Origin of the sequence: Pseudomonas sp. SJZ080, from assembly GCF_007828295.1 — a bacterium.
Taxonomy (GTDB): domain Bacteria; phylum Pseudomonadota; class Gammaproteobacteria; order Pseudomonadales; family Pseudomonadaceae; genus Aquipseudomonas; species Aquipseudomonas migulae_A.
The window spans coordinates 164992-187758 of sequence record NZ_VIUK01000011.1; the positions used below are offsets into that span (position 1 = coordinate 164992).

Here is a 22767-nt window from a genome sequence, read left to right on the forward strand (position 1 = left end):
ACCGATGGATACCGATCAGGGCGAGTCGATCCGTTTCTGGCAAACGGCACCGTTGGCCGGGGTCGAGTTGTTGTCCGCGCGCTACATCGAACACCGTTTCGCCCCCCATGTGCATGACGGTTACGTGATCGGCATGATCATGGCCGGCGCCCAGCGTTATCGCTATCGCGGCGCCGAACACCTGGCGGGCAGCGGCACGCTGGTGTTGATCAACCCGGATGAATTGCACACCGGTCACAAGGGTACGGAGGACGGCTGGCTGTACCGGGCGTTTTATCCCGACAGCGAGCAGATTCTCTCGCTGCTGACCGAGCTGGAACTGCCGACCCACACCTTGCCCGCATTTGGCGCAACGCTGTATCGCGATCCCGATCTGGTGAAGGGTTTCTGCCAACTGCATCGCCTGCTCGAAACGCCGTCCACCGCCCTGCAACAGCAGACCGCCTGGCGGGAAATGATGCTGTCGTTGCTGCAACGTCACGCCGCCGTCCCGAACGCCGGTAAACCTGGCAAGGAACACCGGGCGGTGAGCTTGGCCAAGGAACTGCTGCAGGCGCAATTGGCGGCACCGCCGTCGCTGGAAGAACTCGCGGCAGCGGTGAACCTGTCGCCGTTCCACTTCGCCCGGGTATTCCGCCGCGCCACAGGCATGCCACCGCACACCTGGCTGATACAGCAACGCATCGCCCGGGCACGAAGGTTATTGCAGAGTGGATGTTTACCGCTGGAAGTGGCTACGCAATTGGGGTTTGCCGACCAGAGTCACCTGAATCGCCAGTTCAAGCAGGTTTACGGGGTGGGGCCGGGGGCGTATCGCAGAGCTCTATTGTAGGAGCCGGCTTGCTGGCGATTGGGACAACCCGGTCTGTCTGAAACACCGCAGCGTCCTTATCGCCAGCAAGCCGGCTCCTACAGGGGATTGTGTTATTCGCCGGTGGCGATGCCTCGCGCAGGCTCGTTGATCCACTCGCTCCACGACCCGGCATACAACGAACCCAACGGATAACCCGCGAGGCACAAGGCGAACAGGTTATGGCACGCCGTCACGCCGGAGCCGCAGTACGCGACCAGATCAGTCGGTGAGCGATTGCCGAGTTTCGCGGCAAACCGCTGCTTGAGCTGATCGGCCGGCAGGAAATGCCCGTCGCTGCCCAGGTTGTCGGTGAACGCCGCGCATTGCGCCCCGGGAATGTGTCCGGCAATCGGGTCGATGGGTTCCACTTCGCCCTTGAAACGCGGCAAGGCCCGGGCATCGAGCAAGGTCAGCTCGGGTTGGCCGAGACGCTGCTGAAGCTGTTCGGCGCTCAGGACCAGCGCATTGTCCGGCGTCCCGGTAAAGGTGCCACGTTCAACACCGGGAGCATCGAGGCTCAGGGGCAAACCCGCCGCGTGCCAGGCCTTGAGCCCGCCATCGAGGATGAACACGCCATCGCGCTTGCCCAGCCAGGCCAGCAACCACCAGGCCCGCGCCGCGTAGGCGCCTGGACCGTCGTCATACAAGACCACATCGCTGTCGGCATTGATGCCCCAGGTCTGCAAACGCTCGATCAAGTCTTCAGGCTCGGGCAACGGATGGCGCCCGGTCACCCCTTTGATCACTGCCCCGCTCAAGTCGCGCTCAAGATCGGCAAAACTCGACCCGGCGATATGCCCTTCGGCATAGCTGCGCTGGCCGTAATCCGGGTCGTCGAGGGCAAAACGACAATCCAGAATCACCAGCCCCGGCTGCTCCTTTTTCAGGTCCAGTGCTTGCGGGCTGATCAATTGCGCAATGGGCATAACGGGCTCCAGTAATTAGGCGATGTCTGATCCTACTGTACTTCTTCCAGGGCTTGCGCCAACGGCACGTAAAACTCCTCGAACAAGGCGTTTACCGCATCGCGGGATTGATCCGTGACAAACCCTGCTTCCAGTACCAGCACCTGGTACACCCCACGCTTTATCGCCTGTTCGCTCAGGTGATTGGAGTTCTCCCGCGTGGTGCACAGGAAACGCACCCAGGACGTCAGGATGATCCAGGCATTGAGCGTCAGGGACTCGATCTGCACCCGGTCCATTTCCAGGATGCCGGCCTCGACGAACCCTTTGTAGATCGCCGTGCCCTGGATCACGCAGCGCTGGGAAAAACGCCGATAACGGGCGGCCAGTTCCGGATCGCTGTCGAGCAGGTGCTCGAGGTCGCGGTGCAAAAACCGGTAGCGCCACATGGCTGCCAGCAACTCCTGGAGGTAGTAACGCTTGTCCTCCACTGTCGCGGCGCGCCCCTGGGGCGGGCGCAGGAAGCTGTCGACCAGGCTTTCGTACTCACTGAACAACACGGCGATGATCGCCTGCTTGTTGGGGAAGTGGTAGTACAGGTTGCCCGGGGAAATTTCCATATGGGCAGCAATGTGGTTGGTGCTGACGCTGCGTTCGCCCTGCTGATTGAACAGCTCCAGGCTGTTCTGCACGATGCGCTCGCTGGTTTTGATCCGTGGGGCCATGGCTTGAGCTTTAATTCAGAGGGCGTTGACGGGCATCTTACGACCTATCCGCCCGTGGATAAAACAACACGGCGCCAGGATGGTATTTGACTTTATAGAGTATAGACTCTAAAAAGCTCGTCACAACGATAAATCCGGAGATGACCATGACTGCTGAAATTGCCTACCTCCAGAATCTGCAGCAGCCACTGGAAGAGCTCCAAACCCTGTTCGACGCCCAGCGCGCAGCCTATGCCGCCAACCCGATGCCGCCCGCGGCGCAGCGCCAGCAATGGCTCAAGGCTTTGCGGGATTTGCTGAGCACTGAACGCCAGGCGCTGATTGACGCCATCAGTCAGGACTTCAGCCATCGCAGCGCCGATGAAACCCTGCTCGCCGAACTGATGCCGAGCCTGCACGGCATTCATTACGCCAGTCAGCACCTCAATGGCTGGATGAAGCCTTCACGGCGCAAAGTCGGCGTTGCCTTTCAGCCCGCCTCGGCCAAAGTCGTTTATCAGCCGTTGGGCGTGGTCGGGGTGATCGTCCCTTGGAACTACCCGCTGTACCTGGCCATCGGCCCTTTGGTGGGCGCATTGTCGGCGGGCAACCGGGTGATGCTAAAACTCAGCGAGTCGACCCCCGCCACCGGCTTGCTGCTCAAGGCATTGCTGGGCCGGATCTTTCCCGAAGACCTGGTGTGCGTGGTGCTCGGCGAGGCCGATATCGGCGTGGCGTTCTCTCGCCTGCGTTTCGATCACTTGTTGTTCACCGGTGCCACCAGCATCGGCAAGCATGTGATGCGCGCAGCGGCCGAAAACCTGACGCCGGTGACGCTGGAACTCGGCGGAAAATCCCCGGCCATCGTTTCCCGCGACGTGCCCTTGAAAGATGCCGCCGAACGCATCGCGTTCGGCAAGACGCTCAACGCCGGACAAACCTGCGTGGCCCCGGACTACGTGCTGGTGCCGGAAGACCGCGTAGGCTCTTTCATCGAAGCCTATCGCCAGGCGGTTCGCGGATTTTATCCGACACTGGCTGACAACCCGGACTACACCGCCATCATCAATGACCGACAACTGGCCCGGCTCAACGGCTACATCAGCGATGCCACCAGCAAAGGCGCGCTGCTGATCCCGCTGTTCGACCAGGGTCAGGGCCGCCGAATGAGCCATAGCCTGCTGCTCAACGTCACGGACGAGATGATGGTGATGCAGGATGAAATCTTCGGCCCTTTGCTGCCGATCGTTCCGTACAAGGACCTGGATGAAGCGTTTGCCTACATCAGCCAGCGACCTCGTCCGTTGGCGCTGTATTACTTCGGCTACGACAAGCGCGAACAAAACCGCGTCCTGCACGAGACCCATTCCGGTGGCGTGTGCCTGAACGACACGTTGCTGCATGTTGCCCAGGACGACATGCCGTTCGGCGGCATCGGCGCCTCGGGCATGGGTCATTACCACGGCCACGAAGGCTTCCTGACCTTCAGCAAGGCCAAAGGTGTACTGATCAAACAGCGTTTCAACGCGGCGAAGCTGATCTACCCGCCGTACGGCAAATCCATCCAGAAACTGATCCAGAAGCTGTTTATCCGCTAACGATCAAATCCATCGGGTAATAACAATAATGAGCCCAGGCCTGTCCGCTACACCCGCGCTGTCACGGCGCGGCCTGCTTAAATTCAGCCTCGGCGCGAGTGCTTTCCTGGCCACGGCCGGGTTGGGCGCGAGCCTCAGCGGTTGTTCGTCGAGCATTCCGGCCGACGGTTTCACGATGCTGCGCAGCGGCGATCTACTGTTTTTGCGGGCGCTGATTCCGGTGATGCTCGATGGCGCCGTGTTCGCCGGAAAAATTCCGATGGCGGTCGACCAGACCTTGCACTGCCTGGATAACAGCCTGAATCACCTGTCGCCGGAAATGCTCAAGCTGACCCGGCAATTGTTCGATGTGCTGGGGATGGCCGTGACGCGTGGGCCGCTGACCGGGATCTGGGGCAGTTGGGAAAACGCCAGTGCCGACGAGATCCGGCATTTTCTTGATCGCTGGGAAAACAGCTCGCTGAGCCTGTTGCGCATGGGGCACAGCTCGCTGCTGCAACTGGTGATGATGGCGTGGTACAGCCGGACGGAATCGTGGGCGCATTGCGGGTATCCCGGGCCTCCCACGGTTTGAGACCGAGTCGCCCCCTTCGCGGGCAAGTCCGCTCCAACAGGATCCGAGGTGGGCCACCCTTTTGTGAACGACTCAAAACCTGTGGGAGCGGGCTTGGTCTGGGCGGCATTCCGACGAAAGCGCCAGCCGCATCACCACAAAACCCAAAAACAATAAGAGAACCCGAACATGCCCGTACCCGATCCGTTCCGCGAAGGCATGGCCCGCGGCTGGAAAACCCACAACGGCGCGCAACTGACCGAGGACCTGACCCTCGAAGCGGATGTAGCGATCATCGGCAGCGGCGCCGGTGGCGGGACGACGGCCGAAATCCTCAGCGCCGCCGGCTACAAGGTGTTGCTGATCGAAGAAGGCCCGCTCAAGACCAGCAGCGATTTCAAAATGCTCGAAGACCAGGCCTACACCAGCCTCTATCAGGAAGGCATCGGCCGCATGAGCAAGGACGGCGCGATCACTATCCTTCAAGGTCGGGCCGTGGGCGGCACCACACTGATCAACTGGACATCGAGCTTTCGCACCCCGGACCCGACGCTCGAACACTGGGCCCGGGAGCACAACGTCAAAGGCCACAGCCCGGCGGAGATGGCGCCATGGTTCGAGAAAGTGGAACAGCGTCTCGGCGTCGCACCGTGGATGGTTCCGCCCAATGCCAACAACGACGTGATCCGCAAGGGCTGCGAGAAGCTCGGTTACACCTGGCACGTCATCCCGCGCAACGTGCGTGGCTGCTGGAACCTCGGTTATTGCGGCATGGGCTGCCCGACCAACGCCAAGCAATCGATGATGGTGACGACGATTCCGGCGACCCTGGAAAAGGGCGGCGAGCTGATTTACCTGACCCGCGCTGAACAACTGGTGATCAAGGACGGCAAGGTGACGAGCCTGCAGTGTGTGGCGATGGACGACCGTTGCGTCGCCCCCACGGGCAAGACGATCACGGTCAAGGCGCGGCATTACGTGCTGGCCGGCGGCGGGATCAACAGCCCAGCACTACTGTTGCGCTCGGACGCGCCAGACCCGCACAAGCGGCTGGGCAAACGGACCTTTCTGCATCTGGTCAACATGTCCGCCGGGCTGTTCGATGAGGTGATCAACCCTTTCTATGGCGCGCCGCAGTCGATCTACTCCGATCACTTCCAATGGCAGGACGGCACGACCGGCAAGATGGCTTACAAGCTCGAAGTGCCACCGCTGCACCCGGCGCTGGCGGCCACCCTGCTCGGCGGTTTCGGCACGGAAAACGCGCAGCACATGAAAAACCTGCCTCACACCCACGCCATGCTGGCGTTACTGCGCGATGGTTTTCACCCGGACAGTCCCGGCGGCAGCGTCGAGTTGCGCGGTGACAACACGCCGGTGCTCGACTATCAGGTTTCAGCCTACGCCTGGGACGGTTTGCGCCGCGCGTTCCACAGCATGGCCGAGATCCAGTTCGCCGGTGGCGCCAACGCCGTCATGCCGATGCACGCCGACGCGCGCTACGTGAAAACCCTGGCCGAAGCGCGCACGCTGATCGATGGGTTGAGCCTTGAGCTGTATCGCACCCGCCTGGGCAGTGCCCATGTGATGGGCGGTTGTGCCATGGGTGAAGACCCGAAAAACGCCGTGACCGACAGCCTTGGCCGGCATCATCAACTCAGCAACCTGTCGATCCACGATGGCTCGCTGTTCCCCACCAGCATTGGCGCAAACCCGCAATTGTCGGTTTACGGGCTGACGGCGCAACTGGCGACTTCGCTCGCCGAACGTTTGAAAAACCCGTGAAAAGAGCGACTATTCCCATCGTCTATAGTGCTTTCTTACCCAAAAGGCGACTTGGCCGACCGGGAAGGCTGCGATACCATCCGACTCCCCAACGGACTCCCGCCAGGACGACGCGATGAACCGAGTGTTGTACCCAGGTACCTTCGACCCTATTACCAAGGGCCATGGCGACTTGGTCGAACGCGCCGCGCGCCTGTTCGATCATGTGATCATCGCCGTCGCTGCCAGCCCGAAAAAAAACCCGTTGTTTCCCCTGGAACAGCGTGTGGAGCTGGCCCGCGAGGTCACTAAACATCTGCCGAACGTTGAAGTCGTCGGCTTCTCGACGCTGTTGGCGCATTTCGCCAAAGAGAAGAACGCCAACGTGTTCCTGCGTGGTTTGCGCGCAGTCTCGGACTTCGAATACGAATTTCAGCTGGCCAACATGAACCGTCAGCTGGCGCCAGACGTGGAAAGCCTGTTTCTGACGCCGTCCGAGCGTTATTCGTTCATCTCCTCGACGCTGGTCCGTGAAATCGCGGCCCTGGGCGGCGATATCACCAAGTTCGTTCACCCTGCTGTGGCGGACGCCCTGACACTTCGATTCAAGAAATAACGCCGGCTGTAGGAGCCGGCTTGCTGGCGATGGCGTCGTGCCAGCCAATACACACATTCACTGACCCACCGCTATCGCCAGCAAGCCGGCGCCTACAGAACGTCGCGCCCGCGTGCACTGCGGTCTCCAATGCGGCACAATTGCGCATTGGTTTATTGCGCCCGGGCTTTGCGCCCCGGCTGGAGTTAGCATGTCCCTGATCATCACCGACGATTGCATCAACTGCGACGTCTGCGAACCCGAGTGCCCGAACGCCGCCATTTCCCAGGGCGAAGAGATCTATGTGATCGACCCGAACCTGTGCACACAGTGTGTCGGCCACTACGACGAACCTCAGTGCCAGCAGGTCTGTCCGGTAGATTGCATTCCACTGGACGAGGCGCATCCGGAGACTGAAGAGCAGTTGATGGAGAAGTACCGGAAGATTACCGGCAAGGCTTGAATCAGATAGTTTTTTAGCGTCTGTTCGGGCCTCTTCGCGAGCAAGCCCGCGCCCACATTGGATCTGCGGTGTTCACACCATCTGATTAACACTCAGATCCAATGTGGGAGCGGGCTTGCTCGCTAAAGGGCCATCAGCCACACCAAAGAGGTAACTGAACCTCACTCCCGCTGCTCAAACCCCTCCCCGATACACCCCAGACACCGCACAAACGCCGCTTTCGCCGGATCAACCACCAGCGCCTGTCCCGCATCGCCGACATTGCCGCCCAGTGCGGTAAACGGCAGCGACACCACAAACGCCCCCGCGCCGATCACCGTTGCCGCGACCAGCAAAGGTCGGGCAATCAGCAAATCGCCGAGCATGGCGTAGGCCGGAGGGTTCTGGATGGTGTAGCGCGGATCGCCGCTGCCGGTGTTTGCCGCCAGCACTGGCGTACCGACGCTCAGCAGCATAACGACGACAAAGGTTCGAAACAGGTTCATGGCGCGGTCCTTCGACTAGGCAGTGAGAATACTGACTATAGACCGTGGGACGTATCAGCTCTGGCAGCGAGGGCAAAAGACGCTGGCGCGCTGCCCGAGTTTGACTTCCCGCAACTCCGTCCCGCAGACCTTGCACGGCTGACTGCCACGGCCGTACACGAACAGTTCCTGCTGGAAATAACCCGGCTGACCGTCACCGCCGATAAAGTCGCGCAACGTGGTGCCGCCGCGCTCGATGGCGGCGGCCAGGATGCGTTTGATCTCGATGGCCAGCTTCAGATAGCGCGCCCGGGAAATGCTCTTGGCCTCACGACGCGGATCGATACCGGCCGCAAACAACGCTTCAGTCGCGTAGATATTGCCGACGCCAACCACCACCGCGTTGTCCATGATGAACGGCTTGACCGCCATCGAACGCCCGCGGGACTGCTGGAACAAGCGCTCGCCGTCGAACAGGTCGGTCAAGGGCTCCGGCCCCAGGCGAATCAACAGTTCGTGGTTGAGTGGATCGAGACTCCAGAGCATCGCGCCGAACCGTCGCGGGTCGGTATAACGCAGGGCCAGGCCCGACTCCAGTTCGATGTCCACATGCTCATGCTTGGCGGCCGGCATGCCGACCTCCACCAGACGCAGATTGCCCGACATTCCCAAATGACTGATCAACGTGCCCACTTCGGCATTGATCAGCAGGTATTTGGCGCGCCGTTCCACCAGCACGATACGCTGACCGGAGAGGCGCACATCGAGGTCTTCAGGGATCGGCCAGCGCAAGCGACGATCACGCACGATCACCCGGCTGACGCGCTGGCCTTCCAGGTGCGGCGCAATCCCGCGGCGGGTGGTTTCGACTTCCGGCAGTTCAGGCATGGTGCTCTCGAATCAGGTTCTCACCACACTCAGCGGTGAGTGCCGAGGTCGCGAATCGTTTGTTTGAGGGTTTCGAAGTCGTAGTCCGAGAGGCCCACGTAATCGAGCACCAGCGGCGCGATGGTGTTCCATTCATGGTCCTCGTTCTGGCTGCCCAGCACCCGGTAAGACGCACAAATGTGTTCGGCCATCTTCAGGATCGCCAGCAGGTTTTTCAGCTGGCTGTTGCGCGAAGACTCATCGCTGAAAATCGCCAGCGCATTGTGGTGATTGGCGATCGCGGTGCTCACGTGCTCCGGCAGACGCCAGGATTTGGCCGTGTAGTAACCGACCACCGCATGGTTGGTGTTGAACACCCTATTTTCGGTGTCCACGATGCGGCACTCAGCACTGGCGCTGGCGTAAGCTTCTTCCAGAACAGTCATGTAGTTGGGGAAGCGCTGCAACATCAACGGCACGCCGCAATCGTGGAACAGGCCCAAGGCGTACGCTTCATCCCCCGCCTGGACGCCGATGCGCTTGGCCAGGCTCAGGCAGGTCATCGCCACGTCCTGAGCGGTATCCCAGAAACGGTTCAGGGTAACGATGGTGTCATCGTTCATTTCACCCTTGATCGACTGTGCGTTGATCAGGTTGATGATCGATCGGCTGCCCAGCAGATTCACCGCGCGCTGGATCGAGGCGATCTTGTTGCTCAAGCCGTAATAGGGCGAGTTGACGATCTTCAGCAATGCGCCAGAGAGGCCCGGGTCCTGGGAGATCAGCTTGGCGATCACCTCCAGATCCGGATCGGGCATGTACTGCTCCATTTGCAAATCCACCATGATCTGCGGTTGGGCCGGCACGCTGATGCCTTGCAGGGACTGTTGGATCTGTTCGGTGGTCAGCTCTTGGGACATAAGTACACACTCTGGGACAGGTGGCGATTCTAACCTTTATAAAGTTGGATCCGACACCATGGCCGGCATATCGGACAAAGTTTCATCTCGGCGTAGCATTTGAAATCGCTTCGCGAACAAGCCCGCTCCCACATTCGATCTCCAGCGGATACAGAATCCATGTACGCCGCGGGACTCATGTCGGAGCGGGCTTGCTCGCGAAGGCATCATCAGTGTTTCATCGCCTTCAAACCCGTCGCCACACTCAACACGCTATACTCCCGCTCTTTTTTCCGGAGCGACGTCATGTCCCTGCCTAGCCTGCGCCTCAAAGCCAACGCCGACCGTCGCCTGCGAAACGGCCACTTGTGGGTCTACAGCAACGAAATCGATGTAGCGGTAACTCCTTTGCACGGTTTCAAGGCCGGCGACCAGGCGATCCTCGAAGCCGCCGGCGGCAAACTGCTGGGCATCGTCGCCATGAGCCCGAACAACCTGATCTGCGCCCGCCTGCTGTCGCGCGACATCAAGTTGCCGCTGGACAAGTCGCTGCTGGTGCATCGCCTGAACGTCGCACTGTCACTGCGCGATCGCCTGTTCGACAAGCCGTTCTATCGCCTGGTCTACGGCGACTCCGACCTGCTGCCAGGTCTGGTGGTCGACCGTTTCGGCGACATTCTGGTGGTGCAGATCGCTTCGGCCACCATGGAAGCGCATAAAGACGACGTGATCGCGGCCCTGACCCAAGTGCTCAAGCCAAGCGGCATTCTGTTCAAGAACGACTCCGCCGCCCGCGACGCCGAAGGCCTCAATCGCTACGTCGAAACCGTGTTCGGCCTGGTGCCGGAATGGGTAGCACTGGAAGAAAACGGCGTGAAGTTCGAAGCACCGGTCATCCAGGGCCAGAAAACCGGCTGGTTCTACGACCACCGCATGAACCGCGCACGCCTGGCCCCTTACGCCAAAGGCAAACGCGTACTCGACCTCTACAGCTACATCGGTGGCTGGGGTGTACAAGCGGCCGCGTTCGGCGCCAGTGAAGTGTTCTGCGTCGATGCTTCGGCCTTCGCCCTCGACGGCGTCGAGCGTAACGCCGCGCTGAACGGTTTCGCCGAAAAAATAACCTGCCTCGAAGGTGACGTCTTCGAAGCCCTGAAAGAACTGAAAGCCAGCGAAGAGCGTTTCGACGTGATCGTGGCCGACCCGCCGGCATTCATCAAACGCAAGAAAGACATGAAAAACGGCGAAGGCGCCTACCGTCGCCTGAACGAGCAAGCCATGCGCCTGCTCAGCAAGGACGGCATCCTGGTCAGCGCTTCGTGCTCGATGCACCTGCCGGAAGACGACCTGCAAAACATCCTGCTGACCAGCGCCCGTCACCTGGATCGCAACATCCAGATGCTGGAACGTGGCGGTCAGGGTCCGGATCATCCGGTGCACCCGGCGATTGCTGAAACGCGTTACATCAAGAGCATTACTTGCCGGTTGCTGCCAAACAGCTAATCGCAAAAGCTTGCTCGCGAGGGTCTCCAGCGATAACGCTGGAGACCCTCGCGTCTTCCGTTCTCTTTTCACGAGCAAGCTCGTTCCTACAACAGATTCGGAACAGTCCTGCACCTCCTGCATTGACTTCCATGTCCATCAGGTCAACTCTCGGCCCCCCCTCACGGATCGAGAGCGTTGTTGATGAACCCTTCCACGCACACCGCGAAAAAAATCGTCGCTCATCCTGCTGTTGATGACGATGACGCTGCTGGGCGTTTTCCCGCTGGACGTCGTACTCCCGTCCTTTCCCGCGCTCTATGACTACTTCCGGACCTCCGCGTCCGACATTGCCCTTTCGGTCAGCCTGTTCGCCATTGGCCTAGCGTTATCTGTGGTGCTGGTCGGACCGCTGTCGGATTTGTGGGGGCGCAAGAATCTTTTGCTGACCGGTATCGCTATCTCGATGGTGGGTGCGACTGGTTGCCTGCTGTCCAGCGAATACGGCTGGTTTCTGCTTTTTCGCGTCATCCAGGCAGTGGGCTGCGGCTCCTTTGTGCTGTCGCAGGCGCTGATTCAGGATTTGTTCGTCGGCAAGGAACAGGAGCGAATCAGGATCTGGATGACGACCGGTGGCGGAGTGTTCATTTCCATATCGCCGCTGCTCGGGACCTGGCTGCAAATGCATCTGGGCTGGGAGGGCAGCTTCTATGTCTTTATCGTGTTGGCGGCCATTGTCTGGATAAAGGCAGGCGTCCTGCTCAAGGAAAACCCACGCAGTCGGAATGTGGCACTGAACGTGAATTGATAAACGCCGGTCGTCATCCCGCACACGCCATCGGCGCGGGATCAACGCTTCCCGGCATTCCCTCTCGCCGCCAGCCGTGTAGAATCGCGACATTCATCGCCAGTCATCCCCCGGCGGGTTTATGAGCTCAAGCTGAAGCGCGCGGCGATCCCGCAAAGTTATCGGCAACTTCCGGACACACGGCCATTTCTGAGTGTTCCAGACGTCAATAGAAGCTCACTTCCCTTTTGATACCTGATTAGCCGCCCGGAGTGCTTCATGCCTGATTACCGCTCGAAAACATCCACCCACGGTCGCAACATGGCCGGTGCCCGCGCATTGTGGCGCGCCACGGGGATGAAAGATGACGACTTCAAAAAGCCGATCATCGCCATTGCCAACTCGTTCACCCAGTTCGTACCGGGCCACGTCCACCTCAAGGACCTGGGCCAACTGGTCGCCCGCGAAATCGAACGCGCCGGCGGTGTAGCGAAAGAATTCAACACCATCGCGGTCGATGACGGCATCGCCATGGGCCACGACGGCATGCTGTATTCGCTGCCGAGCCGCGAGATCATTGCCGACTCCGTCGAATACATGGTCAACGCCCACTGCGCCGACGCCATCGTCTGCATCTCCAACTGCGACAAGATCACCCCTGGCATGTTGATGGCTGCCCTGCGCCTGAACATCCCGGTGATCTTCGTGTCCGGCGGCCCGATGGAAGCCGGCAAGACCAAACTGGCCAGCCACGGTCTCGACCTGGTCGATGCCATGGTGATCGCCGCCGACTCCAGCGCTTCTGACGAGAAAGTCGCTGAGTACGAGCGTAGCGCCTGCCCGACCTGCGGTTCGTGCTCCGGCATGTTCACCGCCAACTCGATGAATTGCCTGGTGGAAGCCCTGGGCCTGGCATTGCCGGGCAACGGTTCGACCCTGGCCACGCACAGCGACCGCGAGCAACTGTTCCTGCAGGCCGGCCGCACCATCGTCGAGCTGTGCAAGCGTTACTACGGCGAGAATGATGAGTCGGTGTTGCCGCGCAACATCGCCAACTTCAAGGCGTTCGAAAACGCCATGACCCTGGACATCGCCATGGGCGGTTCCACCAACACCATCCTGCACTTGCTGGCCGCCGCCCAGGAAGCCGAGATCGATTTCGACTTGCGCGACATCGACCGTCTCTCGCGCAACGTGCCGCAACTGTGCAAGGTCGCGCCGAACATCCAGAAGTACCACATGGAAGACGTGCACCGTGCCGGCGGGATCTTCAGCATCCTCGGCTCGCTGTCCCGTGGCGGCCTGCTGCACACCGACCTGCCGACCGTGCACAGCAAGACCCTGGCCGAAGGCATCGCCAAGTGGGACATCACCCAGACCGACGACGAAGCGGTGCATCACTTCTTCAAGGCCGGTCCGGCAGGCATCCCGACGCAAACCGCGTTCAGCCAGTCGACCCGTTGGGAAACCCTGGACGACGACCGTGAAAACGGCTGCATCCGCAGTGTCGAACACGCCTACTCGAAAGAAGGCGGCCTGGCCGTTCTCTACGGCAACATCGCGCTGGATGGCTGCGTGGTGAAAACCGCGGGCGTCGACGAGTCGATCCACGTGTTCGAAGGCAACGCGAAGATCTTCGAAAGCCAGGACAGCGCCGTACGCGGCATCCTCGCGGACGAAGTGAAGGCCGGCGACATCGTGATCATTCGTTACGAAGGCCCGAAAGGCGGCCCGGGCATGCAGGAAATGCTGTACCCGACGTCGTACCTGAAATCCAAAGGCCTGGGCAAAGCCTGCGCCTTGCTCACCGACGGTCGTTTCTCCGGCGGTACCTCGGGCCTGTCCATCGGCCACGCTTCGCCGGAAGCGGCTGCGGGTGGCGCGATCGGTCTGGTGCAGGACGGCGACAAGGTGCTGATCGACATTCCGAACCGCTCGATCAACCTGTTGATCAGTGACGAAGAAATGGCTGGGCGCCGTGCCGAGCAGGATCAGAAAGGCTGGAAGCCTGTGGAGAAACGTCCACGCAAGGTGACCACCGCGCTGAAGGCCTACGCCCTGCTGGCGACCAGCGCCGACAAGGGTGCCGTGCGTAACAAGGCGATGCTTGACGGGCTGTAAGCGTCAGTCGCAGAAATAAAAATGCCCCGCCAAGTGCGGGGCATTTTTTTGCCGATCATTTTATCCACACTATACGTAGGCCCCTGTAGGAGCCGGCTTGCTGGCGATAGAGGTGGTTCAGCCAGTGACGATTTCGACTGAATGTCCGCCATCGCCAGCAAGCCGGTTCCCACAGTAGATCGGTGTTTCGGTTACTGGATTTCTGCCGGTGTCACGATCACCCAGTTCTTGTCCGCCGTCACCGGCAACCCTTCCTTGGCCTGAGCGGCTGCGTGCTTGGCCATCATGCCGTTAATCTGGGTCATGTATTTGTCCTTGCGGTTGACCCACAAGTGGATGCCGCCCTTGGCCACGTCAACATCGTGGAACAGCATGTAACCGTCGCTGGTCGGAGTGTCGCCGCCGACCAGTACCGGTTTTTTCCACTCATCGATGTAGGTCAGAATCGCCGCGTGTTTACCGGCCATCCAGGTTGCCGGGGTCCAGAGGTACGGGGTCAGTTCGAGGCCGAGGTTCGCCTTCTCGTCATACTTGCCAGCAGTGATCTGCTTGCGCGCCGTGGTCAGCTCGCCGGACTTTTGATCCTTGAGCAGCAGGCTCACACCGATCACATTCTGCGGTTTGACGTTGTAGCCGTACTTCGGATCGGCAGCGACCATGCGCACCAGCTCTTCGGAAGCGGCGGTCATCACGTAGACCTCGATGCCGTTCTCCATCAGCTTGTTGTAGAGCTCTTGCTGGCCGGTGAAGATTTTCGGCGGGTTGACGTCGAGGTTCTTGACCACGTCGCCTTCGTAATACGTCGCAGGCACCGGTTTGCCGGAGGCCATCAACTCATCGACATAGCCCTTGAGCTCCTTGAGCGTGAAACCGGAGAACACCTGGGCGACCCATGGATAGCAAACCATGTCGTCGACTTCGCAGAGGCGGTAGTAGTAGCTGAACAGGCTTTCCTTGTGGTCGGCGGTGTCCTTGAACGGCATCAGTTTCAGGGAGGGATCGAGTTTGTCGCGGGTGATCAGCCCCTTGTTCTCCATGAACGGCAGCAACGACTCCTCGAGGTCATAGCGGTAGCTGGTGTTGTCCATGTCGAACACCGCGTAGTTACCTTTGTTGGCGTTGGCCGCGATCATCGCGTCCAGCGCCTTGGCCTGATCGGCTGGCCAATGCTTCAAATCCGTGGCGAAGACCTGGCCGGCGAGGCTAAGGCCCAAACCCAATCCCAACGCGGCAGCCAGAAATTTCGGTGCAAGCTTCATCGGCATTTCTCCCTGAATTAAAGACATCGACGCTAACAAATAAGTGTGACAGTCCCCGTCTGTCAGCGACGGTCAACGCACCTATCGCGCCAGCTGCATCCCTGTGAGCGACACCCGCTTATTCCAAAAACGACAGTAATCAGACTTTTTTGATATTAATTCATTGTAAATCAAGCTGTTAGGCTTCCCGGTTCGCAGCTGCCCCGGAAGGCAGTTGGCACATGTCTAATGGGAGTTCCAATGAATCTGCCGCTGATTCTCAACCTGCTGGTGTTCCTCGCCCTGCTCGCCGCACTGGCACAAACCCGTCATACGACGTGGAGCCTGGCTAAAAAAGTCCTGCTCGCTTTGGTGTTGGGCGTCGTGTTCGGTGTCGCACTGCACACGATTTACGGCGCCGGCAACCCGGTGCTGAAAGCCTCGATCGGCTGGTTCGATCTGGTGGGCAATGGTTACGTGCAGTTGCTGCAAATGATCGTGATCCCACTGGTGTTCGCCTCGATCCTCAGCGCCGTGGCGCGTCTGCACAACGCGTCGTCGCTGGGCAAGATCAGCTTCCTGACCATCGGCACGCTGCTGTTCACCACGGCTATCGCGGCGCTGATCGGTATCGGTCTGACCAACCTGTTCGGCCTCACGGCTGAAGGCCTGGTGGCCGGCACGCAGGAAATGGCCCGTCTGCAAACCATTCAGACCGACTATGCGGGCAAGGTCGCCGACCTGAATGTGCCGCAGTTATTGCTGTCGTTCATCCCGCAAAACCCGTTCGCCGACCTGGCTCGCGCCAAGCCGACGTCGATCATCAGTGTGGTGATTTTCGCAGCCTTCCTCGGTGTCGCCGCCCTGCAATTGCTGAAGGACGATGTCGAGAAAGGTCAGAAAGTGATCAACGCCATCGACACCCTGCAAGCCTGGGTGATGCGTCTGGTGCGGCTGGTGATGAAGCTGACTCCTTACGGTGTATTGGCGCTGATGACCAAAGTGGTCGCCGGTTCCAACCTGCAAGACATCATCAAGCTCGGCAGTTTTGTGGTGGTGTCCTACATCGGCCTGGGCCTGATGTTTGTGGTGCATGGCGTGCTGGTGTCGGCAGCCGGGATCAACCCACTGCGTTTCTTCCGCAAGATCTGGCCGGTGCTGACATTTGCCTTCACCAGCCGCTCCAGCGCGGCGACAATTCCGTTGAGCATCGAAGCGCAGACCAGCCGTCTGGGCATTCCGCAATCCATCGCCAGTTTCGCCGCTTCGTTCGGCGCGACCATTGGCCAGAATGGCTGTGCGGGTCTGTACCCGGCGATGTTGGCGGTGATGGTAGCGCCGACCGTGGGCATCAACCCGCTGGACCCGCTGTGGATCGCGACGCTGGTGGCGATTGTGACGCTGAGCTCGGCTGGCGTCGCGGGCGTGGGCGGTGGCGCGACGTTCGCCGCGTTGATCGTGTTGCCGGCCATGGGTTTGCCGGTGTCACTGGTGGCGTTGCTGATTTCGGTTGAGCCGCTGATTGATATGGGGCGTACGGCGTTGAACGTGAGTGGTTCGATCACGGCGGGTGCGATTACCAGCCAGATGATGCAGCAGACCGATAAAGCGCTGCTGGATGCAGATGAGCATGGGGCGTTGGCTCACGCTTAAGATTTTCATCGTCTGAGCGGGCCTCTTCGCGGGCAAGCCCGCTCCCACAGGTTTTTTGGTGCTTACACAATGTGTGTTCCACCTTGATTACTGTGGGAGCGGGCTTGCCCGCGATGCTTTTAGGCTTTTTCCCAGACTTCGAAGTTGTAGGCAGGCTTGTCACCCTCCGCCGGATTCGGAACATTCGACACCAGTTTCCACTGATTCAAATCAAACTCCGGAAACCACGCATCCCCTTCGGGGCTCAGCGCTACGCGCGTCAGATACAACCGATCAGCCTGCGCCAACCCCTGCGCATACAACTGCGCCCCGCCAATCAACATCACCTCATCGACGCCCTGCTCGTTCGCCCATTGCTGAGCGCGAACCACCGCGGCCTCCAGCGACGGATAAACCTCCGCACCTTCCAGCTGCAGATCCGCCTGACGGCTGACCACGATGTTCAACCGGCCCGGCAGCGGACGACCGAGGGAATCCCAGGTCTTGCGACCCATGATGATCGGCTTGCCCAAGGTGGTAGCCTTGAAGTATTTGAAGTCCCCCGGCAAGTGCCAGGGCATGCTGTTGTCGACGCCGATCACGCGGTTTTCACCGAGGGCTGCGATCAGGCTGAGGGGGAGTGATTTAGTCATGCCGGCGAGGATACCAGAGCCTCCCGTACCCCGATAAGCGCCACAGCGGTTATGCTCACAGCTCAATTGAGCGACGGGATGCCGCGTGACAGAACTGAATAACCTCTGGCTGACGGAAACCATCCGCCTGCGTGAAGAACACGCCGGCCCTCTGGATGACATGGAAGCCAACAGACTGGCGCGCACCGCCGGCGGCGATCTACCGACAAGAATAGTGCGCCGCGCGGTGTGGCTGGCCGAGCGCGATGGGTTGGCCGAAGCCCTCAGGCATTGGCTGCAAGGCGCGCGACTGGCATTGATCGTGATGGCCTTGCTGGCCGTGGTCAGCGGTGCCGGGCTGGCGTTTACCGCCTTGGGCGACGGACAAACGCCGGTGAATGTGTTCTGGGCCCTGGGCAGTCTGCTCGGGCTGAACCTGATTCTGCTGCTGAGCTGGGCCCTGGGCCTGATGTTTGCCGGCGAGCACGGCGCAACGCTGGGACGCTTGTGGTTGTGGCTCAGTGAAAAACTCGCCCGCGACGCCAAAGCCGTGCAACTGGCACCCGCCCTGCTGTTGTTGCTGCAACGACAAAAACTCAATCGCTGGGCGCTCGGCGTGTTGGTCAACGGTTTGTGGTTGCTGGCGATGCTCAGCGCATTGGCCATCCTGCTGATGCTGATGGCGACCCGGCGTTATGGCTTCGTCTGGGAAACCACCCTCCTGAGCGCCGACACCTTTGTGGCCATGACCCAAACATTGGGTGCGCTGCCCGCCGTTCTGGGTTTCAACGTGCCGACGGTGGAAATGATCCGCGCCAGTGGCGATGCCGCGCTGAACATCGAAAGTGCCCGTCAGGCCTGGGCCACGTGGCTGGTCGGCGTGTTGGTGGTTTACGGGATTGTGCCGCGGCTGCTTCTGGCACTGGTCTGCCTGTGGCGCTGGAAAAGCGGCCGCGCCAACCTGCATCTGGACCTGAACCTGCCCGGTTACGCTCAACTGCGCGAACGCCTGATGCCCACCAGCGAACGCCTGGGCATCAGCGATGCCGCGCCCGCGCAACTGCATCGGGTGGAAAGCGGCGTCAGCGATCTGCAAAGCGATGGCGCGTTGCTGGTGGCCATCGAGCTGGACGATCAACGCCCATGGCCGCCACAACTGCCTGAAAACGTGAGCGACGCGGGCATCCTCGACAGTCGCGAATCGCGCCACAAACTCCTCGAACAGCTCAGCCGTTTCCCTCCGGCGCGCCTGGCCATCGCCTGCGATCCACGCCGTTCGCCGGACCGCGGCAGCCTGGCACTGATCGCCGAACTGGCTCGCAACGCCAGCGCCACCCGCGTCTGGTTGCTGCAAGCGCCACCCGGCGAAGCACTGGACGCCGAGCGCCTCGGCGACTGGCACGTGGCGCTGCAACAGTTGGAGCTGCCCTTCGCCGACTGCGCACCGCTGAGCTGGCTGGAGACCGGTCATGACTAATCCGTGGAAAGCGCCGCTGAAGCTCGCCGTGGTCGGCCACACCAACGTCGGTAAAACCTCGCTGTTGCGCACGCTGACCCGTGACGTCGGTTTCGGTGAAGTGTCCCATCGTCCCAGCACCACGCGACACGTCGAAGGCGCGCGGTTGTCGGTGGATGGCGAACCCTTGCTCGACCTCTTCGACACCCCCGGCCTGGAAGACGCCATCGCCCTGCTCGACTACCTCGAACGCCTGGAGCGCCCCGGCGAACGCCTCGACGGCCCGGCGCGGCTGGCGCGTTTTCTTGAAGGCAGCGAAGCGCGGCAGCGTTTCGAGCAAGAAGCCAAAGTGCTGCGGCAACTGCTGACCTGTGATGCCGGCCTCTATGTGATCGACGCCCGCGAACCGGTGCTGGCCAAGTACCGCGACGAACTGGAAGTGCTGGCCAGCTGCGGCAAACCGCTGCTGCCGGTGCTGAATTTCGTCAGCAGCGCCAACCACCGCGAACCGGATTGGCGCGAAGCACTGGCACGGTTGGGCTTGCACGCCCTGGTGCGTTTCGACAGCGTCGCGCCGCCGGAGGATGGCGAACGCCGACTCTATGAAAGCCTCGCGTTGCTGCTGGAAAACTCCCGCGAGCAACTGGAGCGCCTGATCGCCGATCAGCAAGCCCAGCGTCTGGCCCGACAGCAAAGTGCGACGCGATTGATTGCCGAGTTGTTGATCGATTGCGCGGCGTGTCGGCGCAGCGTGGTCAGCGATGCCGAGCAGGAACAGCAGGCGATCAGCGCGCTGCGCAAAGCCGTTCGCCAACGGGAACAGCGCTGTGTCGAAGCGCTGCTCAAGCTCTATGCCTTTCGCCCGCAGGATGCAGCGGCCAGTGAATTGCCGCTGCTCGATGGCCGTTGGGGCGACGATCTGTTCAACCCGGAAACCCTCAAGCAATTGGGCGTGCGCGTCGGCGGCGGCATCGCGGCGGGTGCGGCCGCCGGGGCCGGGGTGGATCTGCTCGTCGGCGGCTTGACCCTCGGCGCCGCGGCACTGGCCGGCGCGATTGCCGGCGGTGCCCTGCAAACCGCGCGCAGTTATGGCAGCCGGTTGCTGGGCAAGATCAAGGGCCAGCGTGAACTGACGGTCGATGACAGCGTGTTGCGGTTGCTGGCGTTGCGTCAGCGGCAATTGCTGCAGGCGCTGAATGCGCGCGGGCATGCGGCGATGGACAGCATCCAGGTCGCCACGCCCCAGGACAAGACCTGGCGCGAAGGCAAACTGCCCGAAGCCCTGAACAAGGCTCGGGCGCATCCGCAGTGGTCGTCGCTCAATCCGCAGGCGAAGTTGAGTCAGGCGGAGCGGCAGGAGCAGGTTGAGGTGTTGGCGCAGCAGCTTTGAATTTGCGGTTTCAGTTCTGGCCCCTCCGCGAGCAAGCCCGCTCCCACATTGGATTCGCGGCAAGCACAGATCCAGTGTGGGAGCGGGCTTGCTCGCGAAGGCAGCGCCTCGGTCTCTTAGGTGATCACTACCAACCCAGCTTCAAAAACTGCCTTGCCAATGCCGCAACACGACTTCGATCCGTACGATCCGCTCGCCCGTCATTGTCCACATCCGAGCTCAATATCAGCTCGAACACCCCATCATTATCAAGATCACGAACGGCAGCTTTGTAGGCAATCACCGGCCCTTGATGAAAATCCAGCCGCACCATCTCCGGCGTACCGTCCCCGGAGGAGTTCTGCGAGTAGATGCGCAAGTGCCGCTCTTCACCCTCTGCGCGGTTGAACCAGGCGCATTTCAAATAGTTCGTACTGAATGATTTGAGCCGGTTGATATCCGCCTCCGTTGCCTTGCGCTGCAACCGGTCATCTTCAAAAAACTCAAAATGAAGCGTGTCGGCCACACCCTTCCCGCTTCGATCCTGTGCAATCACTTTCAAATAACGCATCCGTGCGCTTCCCGGGGAAAAGCCCAGACTGGCCCATCGCCGCAAGGCATACCATCCACCGTTTCGCTATTGCCTGTGAGACAACTCAACGCGCCTCGCCGGACAAGACGTTCGCGGCCTTGCGCTTCAACACGTCGAGATCAATCACCGGCACCCACATCTCCTTGGCCAGCTCATCCCACTCGCGCATGCGCAAACTGACGGCGCACAACGGGTCCTGCGCGAAAGCTTCAGCCTCCGCCGCAGTCATCACCCCGCCCTGATACGCCAGGGTCCGGCGGCTGGCTTCGCTCAAGCGCTCGTAGTACCCGGGCTCTTTGAGTGTCAGATAACGCTTGGCTTGCACGTGGTATTCCACCAGCCGCGCCATGCGCTCGCTGAAGCCTGCACGGCGCAGATAATCGGCCCCCAGGCGTTCGTGGCTGACGACGCCGAAACCGCCCATGTTCTCCGCACTCTCGGCGCAGATGTGCCCGATGTCGTGGAAGAACGCGGCGAGCACCACTTCGTCATCGAAGCCTTCCGCCATGGCCAGTTGTGCGGCCTGTGACATGTGCTCGATCTGCGACACCGGCTCACCGATGTAATCACTGTCACCCAAACGTTCGTACAGCGCGAATACCTCGTCGATCACTTGCGCGGTGCGGTCCATCAACGCTCTCCCAATACAGTCGCGACATTACGTTCTGCCATGGCCGGCCCGACACTCATGCCGACGCCGGTGTGCATCAGTGCCACGCTCACGCCCGGCATCGGCCGCAGAAATGAAAACGGTCCCGGCCCCCGTGAACCATAGACACCCTGCCAGCGCTCGACCACTTGCACGTTGCAGCGCAACGTCTGCTCGGCCAGCTCGATCATCCAGTCGTCCACTTGCTCGGCGTTGAATGGCGAGGGATCGCGGCCATAGTGATGGGAGTCGCCGATGATCAGTTCGCCGTAAGGCGTCGGGCTGATCAGCAGGTGAATGCCATTTTCGTGCAGGTGCGGTTCTTCACGCAGGATGTGCGCCTGCACCGCCGCCGCTTCCGGCAGATCAGCGAAGGCGCCGTAGTGCACGCAACTCAAACCGGTGAGCAGCGCATGTTGCAGGTTGAGGTTGATCTGCGGTCGGGCGCGAAGCATTTGCAGGCGACAGATTTGCGGGTCAAGCGCGGCGATCGGCTGGGCCAGCAAGGTCTGATAGTCGTGGCCGGAGCAAACGATGATCTGCCCGGCGCAGAAGGTGCCGGCGGTGCTGTGCAAGCGACCGGGCTCGATGTCGCGCACGAGGGTGGAGAAATGAAACTCGACGTTCATTTCGCGGCGCAGGTAATCGATCAACGCCGGGATCGCTTCGCGGGAATACAGTTGTTGATCGTCCATGCCGTGCAGCGCGGCGCGGTGATGGCTGAACTGGCCGCCGTACAAATCGCGCAATGCCGCACCGCGCAGCAGGTCGACGCGGTAACCGTGTTCCACGGCGCGTCCGGCGCAAAAAGCTTCCAGCAGATGTTCTTCGGCTTCGGTGCGGGCGAACAGGTACGAGCCGTTGCGCTTGAGCTGCAGGCCCGCCAGTTGCGCCCATTGACCCCAGATCTCGCGGCTGGCTTTGGCCAGTTCCAGCATCGGGCCCGGCGGTTGCCCCGTGACGAGGGCCTGGCCGAAGTTGCGCACCGAAGCACCGAGCGGGGTTTCGCTGCGTTCGAAAACCGTGACCTTGAGGCCGCGCCTGGCGGCGGCGTAAGCGTGGGACAGGCCGAGAATGCCGGCGCCGACGATCAGCATGTCGTTGCGGTGTGTCATGGAGTTTTGTCCAAAGTTCGAAGCCGCCT

General features: G+C 61.0%; 21 protein-coding genes and 1 pseudogene. 12 read left to right on the plus strand and 10 right to left on the minus strand.

The annotated features are described in order from the left end of the window. Positions 1-4 precede the first annotated feature (4 nt). A complete protein-coding gene (locus FBY04_RS16550; protein WP_145315817.1) occupies positions 5-832 on the plus strand; it encodes an AraC family transcriptional regulator in 828 nt (275 codons plus the stop codon). Between the two features lie 92 nt (positions 833-924). On the opposite strand, the gene FBY04_RS16555 is transcribed toward FBY04_RS16550, so the two are convergent. Together FBY04_RS16555 and FBY04_RS16560 are read right to left on the minus strand one after the other, a co-directional pair. Continuing rightward, positions 925-1779, minus strand: coding sequence for a sulfurtransferase (locus tag FBY04_RS16555; protein ID WP_084322451.1), 855 nt, complete (start codon positions 1777-1779; stop codon positions 925-927). A 32-nt stretch (positions 1780-1811) separates the two neighbouring features. Then, entirely contained in the window at positions 1812-2483 is a 672-nt protein-coding gene (locus tag FBY04_RS16560) for a TetR/AcrR family transcriptional regulator (RefSeq protein WP_084322453.1), read from the minus strand. Positions 2484-2629: 146 nt separating this feature from the next. Here FBY04_RS16560 and FBY04_RS16565 point away from each other — a divergent pair, with 146 nt between their 5' ends. The 5 genes from FBY04_RS16565 (at position 2630) to FBY04_RS16585 (ending at position 7435) form a co-directional block, all read left to right on the plus strand. Then, positions 2630-4060, plus strand: coding sequence for a coniferyl aldehyde dehydrogenase (locus tag FBY04_RS16565; protein WP_084322455.1), 1431 nt, complete (start codon positions 2630-2632; stop codon positions 4058-4060). 28 nt (positions 4061-4088) lie between these two features. Next, on the plus strand, positions 4089-4634 hold the full coding sequence (locus FBY04_RS16570) for a twin-arginine translocation pathway signal protein (RefSeq protein WP_145315818.1): 546 nt from the start codon (positions 4089-4091) through the stop codon (positions 4632-4634). Between the two features lie 168 nt (positions 4635-4802). Beyond that, on the plus strand, positions 4803-6398 hold the full coding sequence (locus FBY04_RS16575; protein ID WP_145315819.1) for a GMC family oxidoreductase: 1596 nt from the start codon (positions 4803-4805) through the stop codon (positions 6396-6398). Between the two features lie 115 nt (positions 6399-6513). Continuing rightward, entirely contained in the window at positions 6514-6993 is a 480-nt protein-coding gene (gene coaD, locus FBY04_RS16580) for a pantetheine-phosphate adenylyltransferase (RefSeq protein ID WP_003177462.1), read from the plus strand. Positions 6994-7183: 190 nt separating this feature from the next. Next, on the plus strand, positions 7184-7435 hold the full coding sequence (locus FBY04_RS16585) for a YfhL family 4Fe-4S dicluster ferredoxin (RefSeq protein WP_003195146.1): 252 nt from the start codon (positions 7184-7186) through the stop codon (positions 7433-7435). A gap of 161 nt (positions 7436-7596) precedes the next feature. Here the strand turns inward: FBY04_RS16585 and FBY04_RS16590 are convergent, their stop codons facing one another. Genes FBY04_RS16590 through FBY04_RS16600 form a run of 3 tightly spaced genes read right to left on the minus strand, consistent with a single transcriptional unit; the run spans position 7597 to position 9632 of the window. After that, positions 7597-7920: a multidrug transporter gene (locus FBY04_RS16590; protein ID WP_145315820.1), complete on the minus strand. Its 324-nt coding sequence runs from the start codon at positions 7918-7920 to the stop codon at positions 7597-7599. A gap of 54 nt (positions 7921-7974) precedes the next feature. Further along, positions 7975-8787, minus strand: a complete 813-nt coding sequence (gene mutM / locus FBY04_RS16595) for a bifunctional DNA-formamidopyrimidine glycosylase/DNA-(apurinic or apyrimidinic site) lyase (RefSeq protein WP_017341303.1) — start codon at positions 8785-8787, stop codon at positions 7975-7977. Positions 8788-8816: 29 nt separating this feature from the next. Beyond that, a complete protein-coding gene (locus tag FBY04_RS16600) occupies positions 8817-9632 on the minus strand; it encodes an HDOD domain-containing protein (protein WP_167362973.1) in 816 nt (271 codons plus the stop codon). Between the two features lie 339 nt (positions 9633-9971). Here FBY04_RS16600 and FBY04_RS16605 point away from each other — a divergent pair, with 339 nt between their 5' ends. From FBY04_RS16605 to ilvD, 3 genes and pseudogenes are all read left to right on the plus strand, one after another. After that, on the plus strand, positions 9972-11168 hold the full coding sequence (locus tag FBY04_RS16605; protein ID WP_084322465.1) for a class I SAM-dependent rRNA methyltransferase: 1197 nt from the start codon (positions 9972-9974) through the stop codon (positions 11166-11168). A 183-nt stretch (positions 11169-11351) separates the two neighbouring features. Further along, a pseudogene (locus FBY04_RS16610) lies at positions 11352-11940 on the plus strand (MFS transporter); the annotation flags it as partial. Between the two features lie 273 nt (positions 11941-12213). After that, positions 12214-14055, plus strand: coding sequence for a dihydroxy-acid dehydratase (gene ilvD / locus FBY04_RS16615; protein WP_084322467.1), 1842 nt, complete (start codon positions 12214-12216; stop codon positions 14053-14055). Between the two features lie 191 nt (positions 14056-14246). Here ilvD and FBY04_RS16620 read toward each other — a convergent pair whose 3' ends face one another. Continuing rightward, on the minus strand, positions 14247-15314 hold the full coding sequence (locus FBY04_RS16620; RefSeq protein ID WP_084322469.1) for a phosphorylcholine phosphatase: 1068 nt from the start codon (positions 15312-15314) through the stop codon (positions 14247-14249). A gap of 240 nt (positions 15315-15554) precedes the next feature. Between FBY04_RS16620 and FBY04_RS16625 the strand changes: the two genes are divergently transcribed. Continuing rightward, positions 15555-16946, plus strand: coding sequence for an L-cystine transporter (locus tag FBY04_RS16625; RefSeq protein ID WP_084322471.1), 1392 nt, complete (start codon positions 15555-15557; stop codon positions 16944-16946). Positions 16947-17065: 119 nt separating this feature from the next. On the opposite strand, the gene FBY04_RS16630 is transcribed toward FBY04_RS16625, so the two are convergent. Next, positions 17066-17578, minus strand: coding sequence for a dihydrofolate reductase (locus FBY04_RS16630; RefSeq protein WP_084322472.1), 513 nt, complete (start codon positions 17576-17578; stop codon positions 17066-17068). 85 nt (positions 17579-17663) lie between these two features. Between FBY04_RS16630 and FBY04_RS16635 the strand changes: the two genes are divergently transcribed. After that, positions 17664-19034, plus strand: a complete 1371-nt coding sequence (locus FBY04_RS16635) for a DUF2868 domain-containing protein (protein ID WP_145315821.1) — start codon at positions 17664-17666, stop codon at positions 19032-19034. Next, a complete protein-coding gene (locus FBY04_RS16640; protein WP_084322476.1) occupies positions 19027-20403 on the plus strand; it encodes a GTPase/DUF3482 domain-containing protein in 1377 nt (458 codons plus the stop codon). Before FBY04_RS16635 ends, FBY04_RS16640 begins: the two co-directional genes overlap by 8 nt. 127 nt (positions 20404-20530) lie before the next feature. On the opposite strand, the gene FBY04_RS16645 is transcribed toward FBY04_RS16640, so the two are convergent. From FBY04_RS16645 to FBY04_RS16655, 3 genes are all read right to left on the minus strand, one after another. Continuing rightward, a complete protein-coding gene (locus FBY04_RS16645; RefSeq protein ID WP_145315822.1) occupies positions 20531-20953 on the minus strand; it encodes a hypothetical protein in 423 nt (140 codons plus the stop codon). 85 nt (positions 20954-21038) lie between these two features. Further along, positions 21039-21605, minus strand: a complete 567-nt coding sequence (locus FBY04_RS16650; protein WP_084322479.1) for a phosphonate degradation HD-domain oxygenase — start codon at positions 21603-21605, stop codon at positions 21039-21041. After that, entirely contained in the window at positions 21605-22738 is a 1134-nt protein-coding gene (locus tag FBY04_RS16655) for a TIGR03364 family FAD-dependent oxidoreductase (protein ID WP_145315823.1), read from the minus strand. The genes FBY04_RS16650 and FBY04_RS16655 overlap by 1 nt, the downstream gene beginning before the upstream one ends. Positions 22739-22767 lie beyond the last annotated feature (29 nt).

Excerpts from the sequence above, each read along its gene's own strand:
- FBY04_RS16550 (WP_145315817.1), top strand. The coding sequence starts at position 5 with ATGGATACCGATCAGGGCGAGTCGATCCGTTTCTGGCAAACGGCACCG.
- FBY04_RS16555 (WP_084322451.1), bottom strand. The coding sequence starts at position 1,779 with ATGCCCATTGCGCAATTGATCAGCCCGCAAGCACTGGACCTGAAAAAG.
- FBY04_RS16560 (WP_084322453.1), bottom strand. The coding sequence starts at position 2,483 with ATGGCCCCACGGATCAAAACCAGCGAGCGCATCGTGCAGAACAGCCTG.
- FBY04_RS16565 (WP_084322455.1), top strand. The coding sequence starts at position 2,630 with ATGACTGCTGAAATTGCCTACCTCCAGAATCTGCAGCAGCCACTGGAA.
- FBY04_RS16570 (WP_145315818.1), top strand. The coding sequence starts at position 4,089 with ATGAGCCCAGGCCTGTCCGCTACACCCGCGCTGTCACGGCGCGGCCTG.
- FBY04_RS16575 (WP_145315819.1), top strand. The coding sequence starts at position 4,803 with ATGCCCGTACCCGATCCGTTCCGCGAAGGCATGGCCCGCGGCTGGAAA.
- coaD (WP_003177462.1), top strand. The coding sequence starts at position 6,514 with ATGAACCGAGTGTTGTACCCAGGTACCTTCGACCCTATTACCAAGGGC.
- FBY04_RS16585 (WP_003195146.1), top strand. The coding sequence starts at position 7,184 with ATGTCCCTGATCATCACCGACGATTGCATCAACTGCGACGTCTGCGAA.
- FBY04_RS16590 (WP_145315820.1), bottom strand. The coding sequence starts at position 7,920 with ATGAACCTGTTTCGAACCTTTGTCGTCGTTATGCTGCTGAGCGTCGGT.
- mutM (WP_017341303.1), bottom strand. The coding sequence starts at position 8,787 with ATGCCTGAACTGCCGGAAGTCGAAACCACCCGCCGCGGGATTGCGCCG.
- FBY04_RS16605 (WP_084322465.1), top strand. The coding sequence starts at position 9,972 with ATGTCCCTGCCTAGCCTGCGCCTCAAAGCCAACGCCGACCGTCGCCTG.
- ilvD (WP_084322467.1), top strand. The coding sequence starts at position 12,214 with ATGCCTGATTACCGCTCGAAAACATCCACCCACGGTCGCAACATGGCC.
- FBY04_RS16620 (WP_084322469.1), bottom strand. The coding sequence starts at position 15,314 with ATGAAGCTTGCACCGAAATTTCTGGCTGCCGCGTTGGGATTGGGTTTG.
- FBY04_RS16625 (WP_084322471.1), top strand. The coding sequence starts at position 15,555 with ATGAATCTGCCGCTGATTCTCAACCTGCTGGTGTTCCTCGCCCTGCTC.
- FBY04_RS16630 (WP_084322472.1), bottom strand. The coding sequence starts at position 17,578 with ATGACTAAATCACTCCCCCTCAGCCTGATCGCAGCCCTCGGTGAAAAC.
- FBY04_RS16640 (WP_084322476.1), top strand. The coding sequence starts at position 19,027 with ATGACTAATCCGTGGAAAGCGCCGCTGAAGCTCGCCGTGGTCGGCCAC.
- FBY04_RS16645 (WP_145315822.1), bottom strand. The coding sequence starts at position 20,953 with ATGCGTTATTTGAAAGTGATTGCACAGGATCGAAGCGGGAAGGGTGTG.
- FBY04_RS16650 (WP_084322479.1), bottom strand. The coding sequence starts at position 21,605 with ATGGACCGCACCGCGCAAGTGATCGACGAGGTATTCGCGCTGTACGAA.
- FBY04_RS16655 (WP_145315823.1), bottom strand. The coding sequence starts at position 22,738 with ATGACACACCGCAACGACATGCTGATCGTCGGCGCCGGCATTCTCGGC.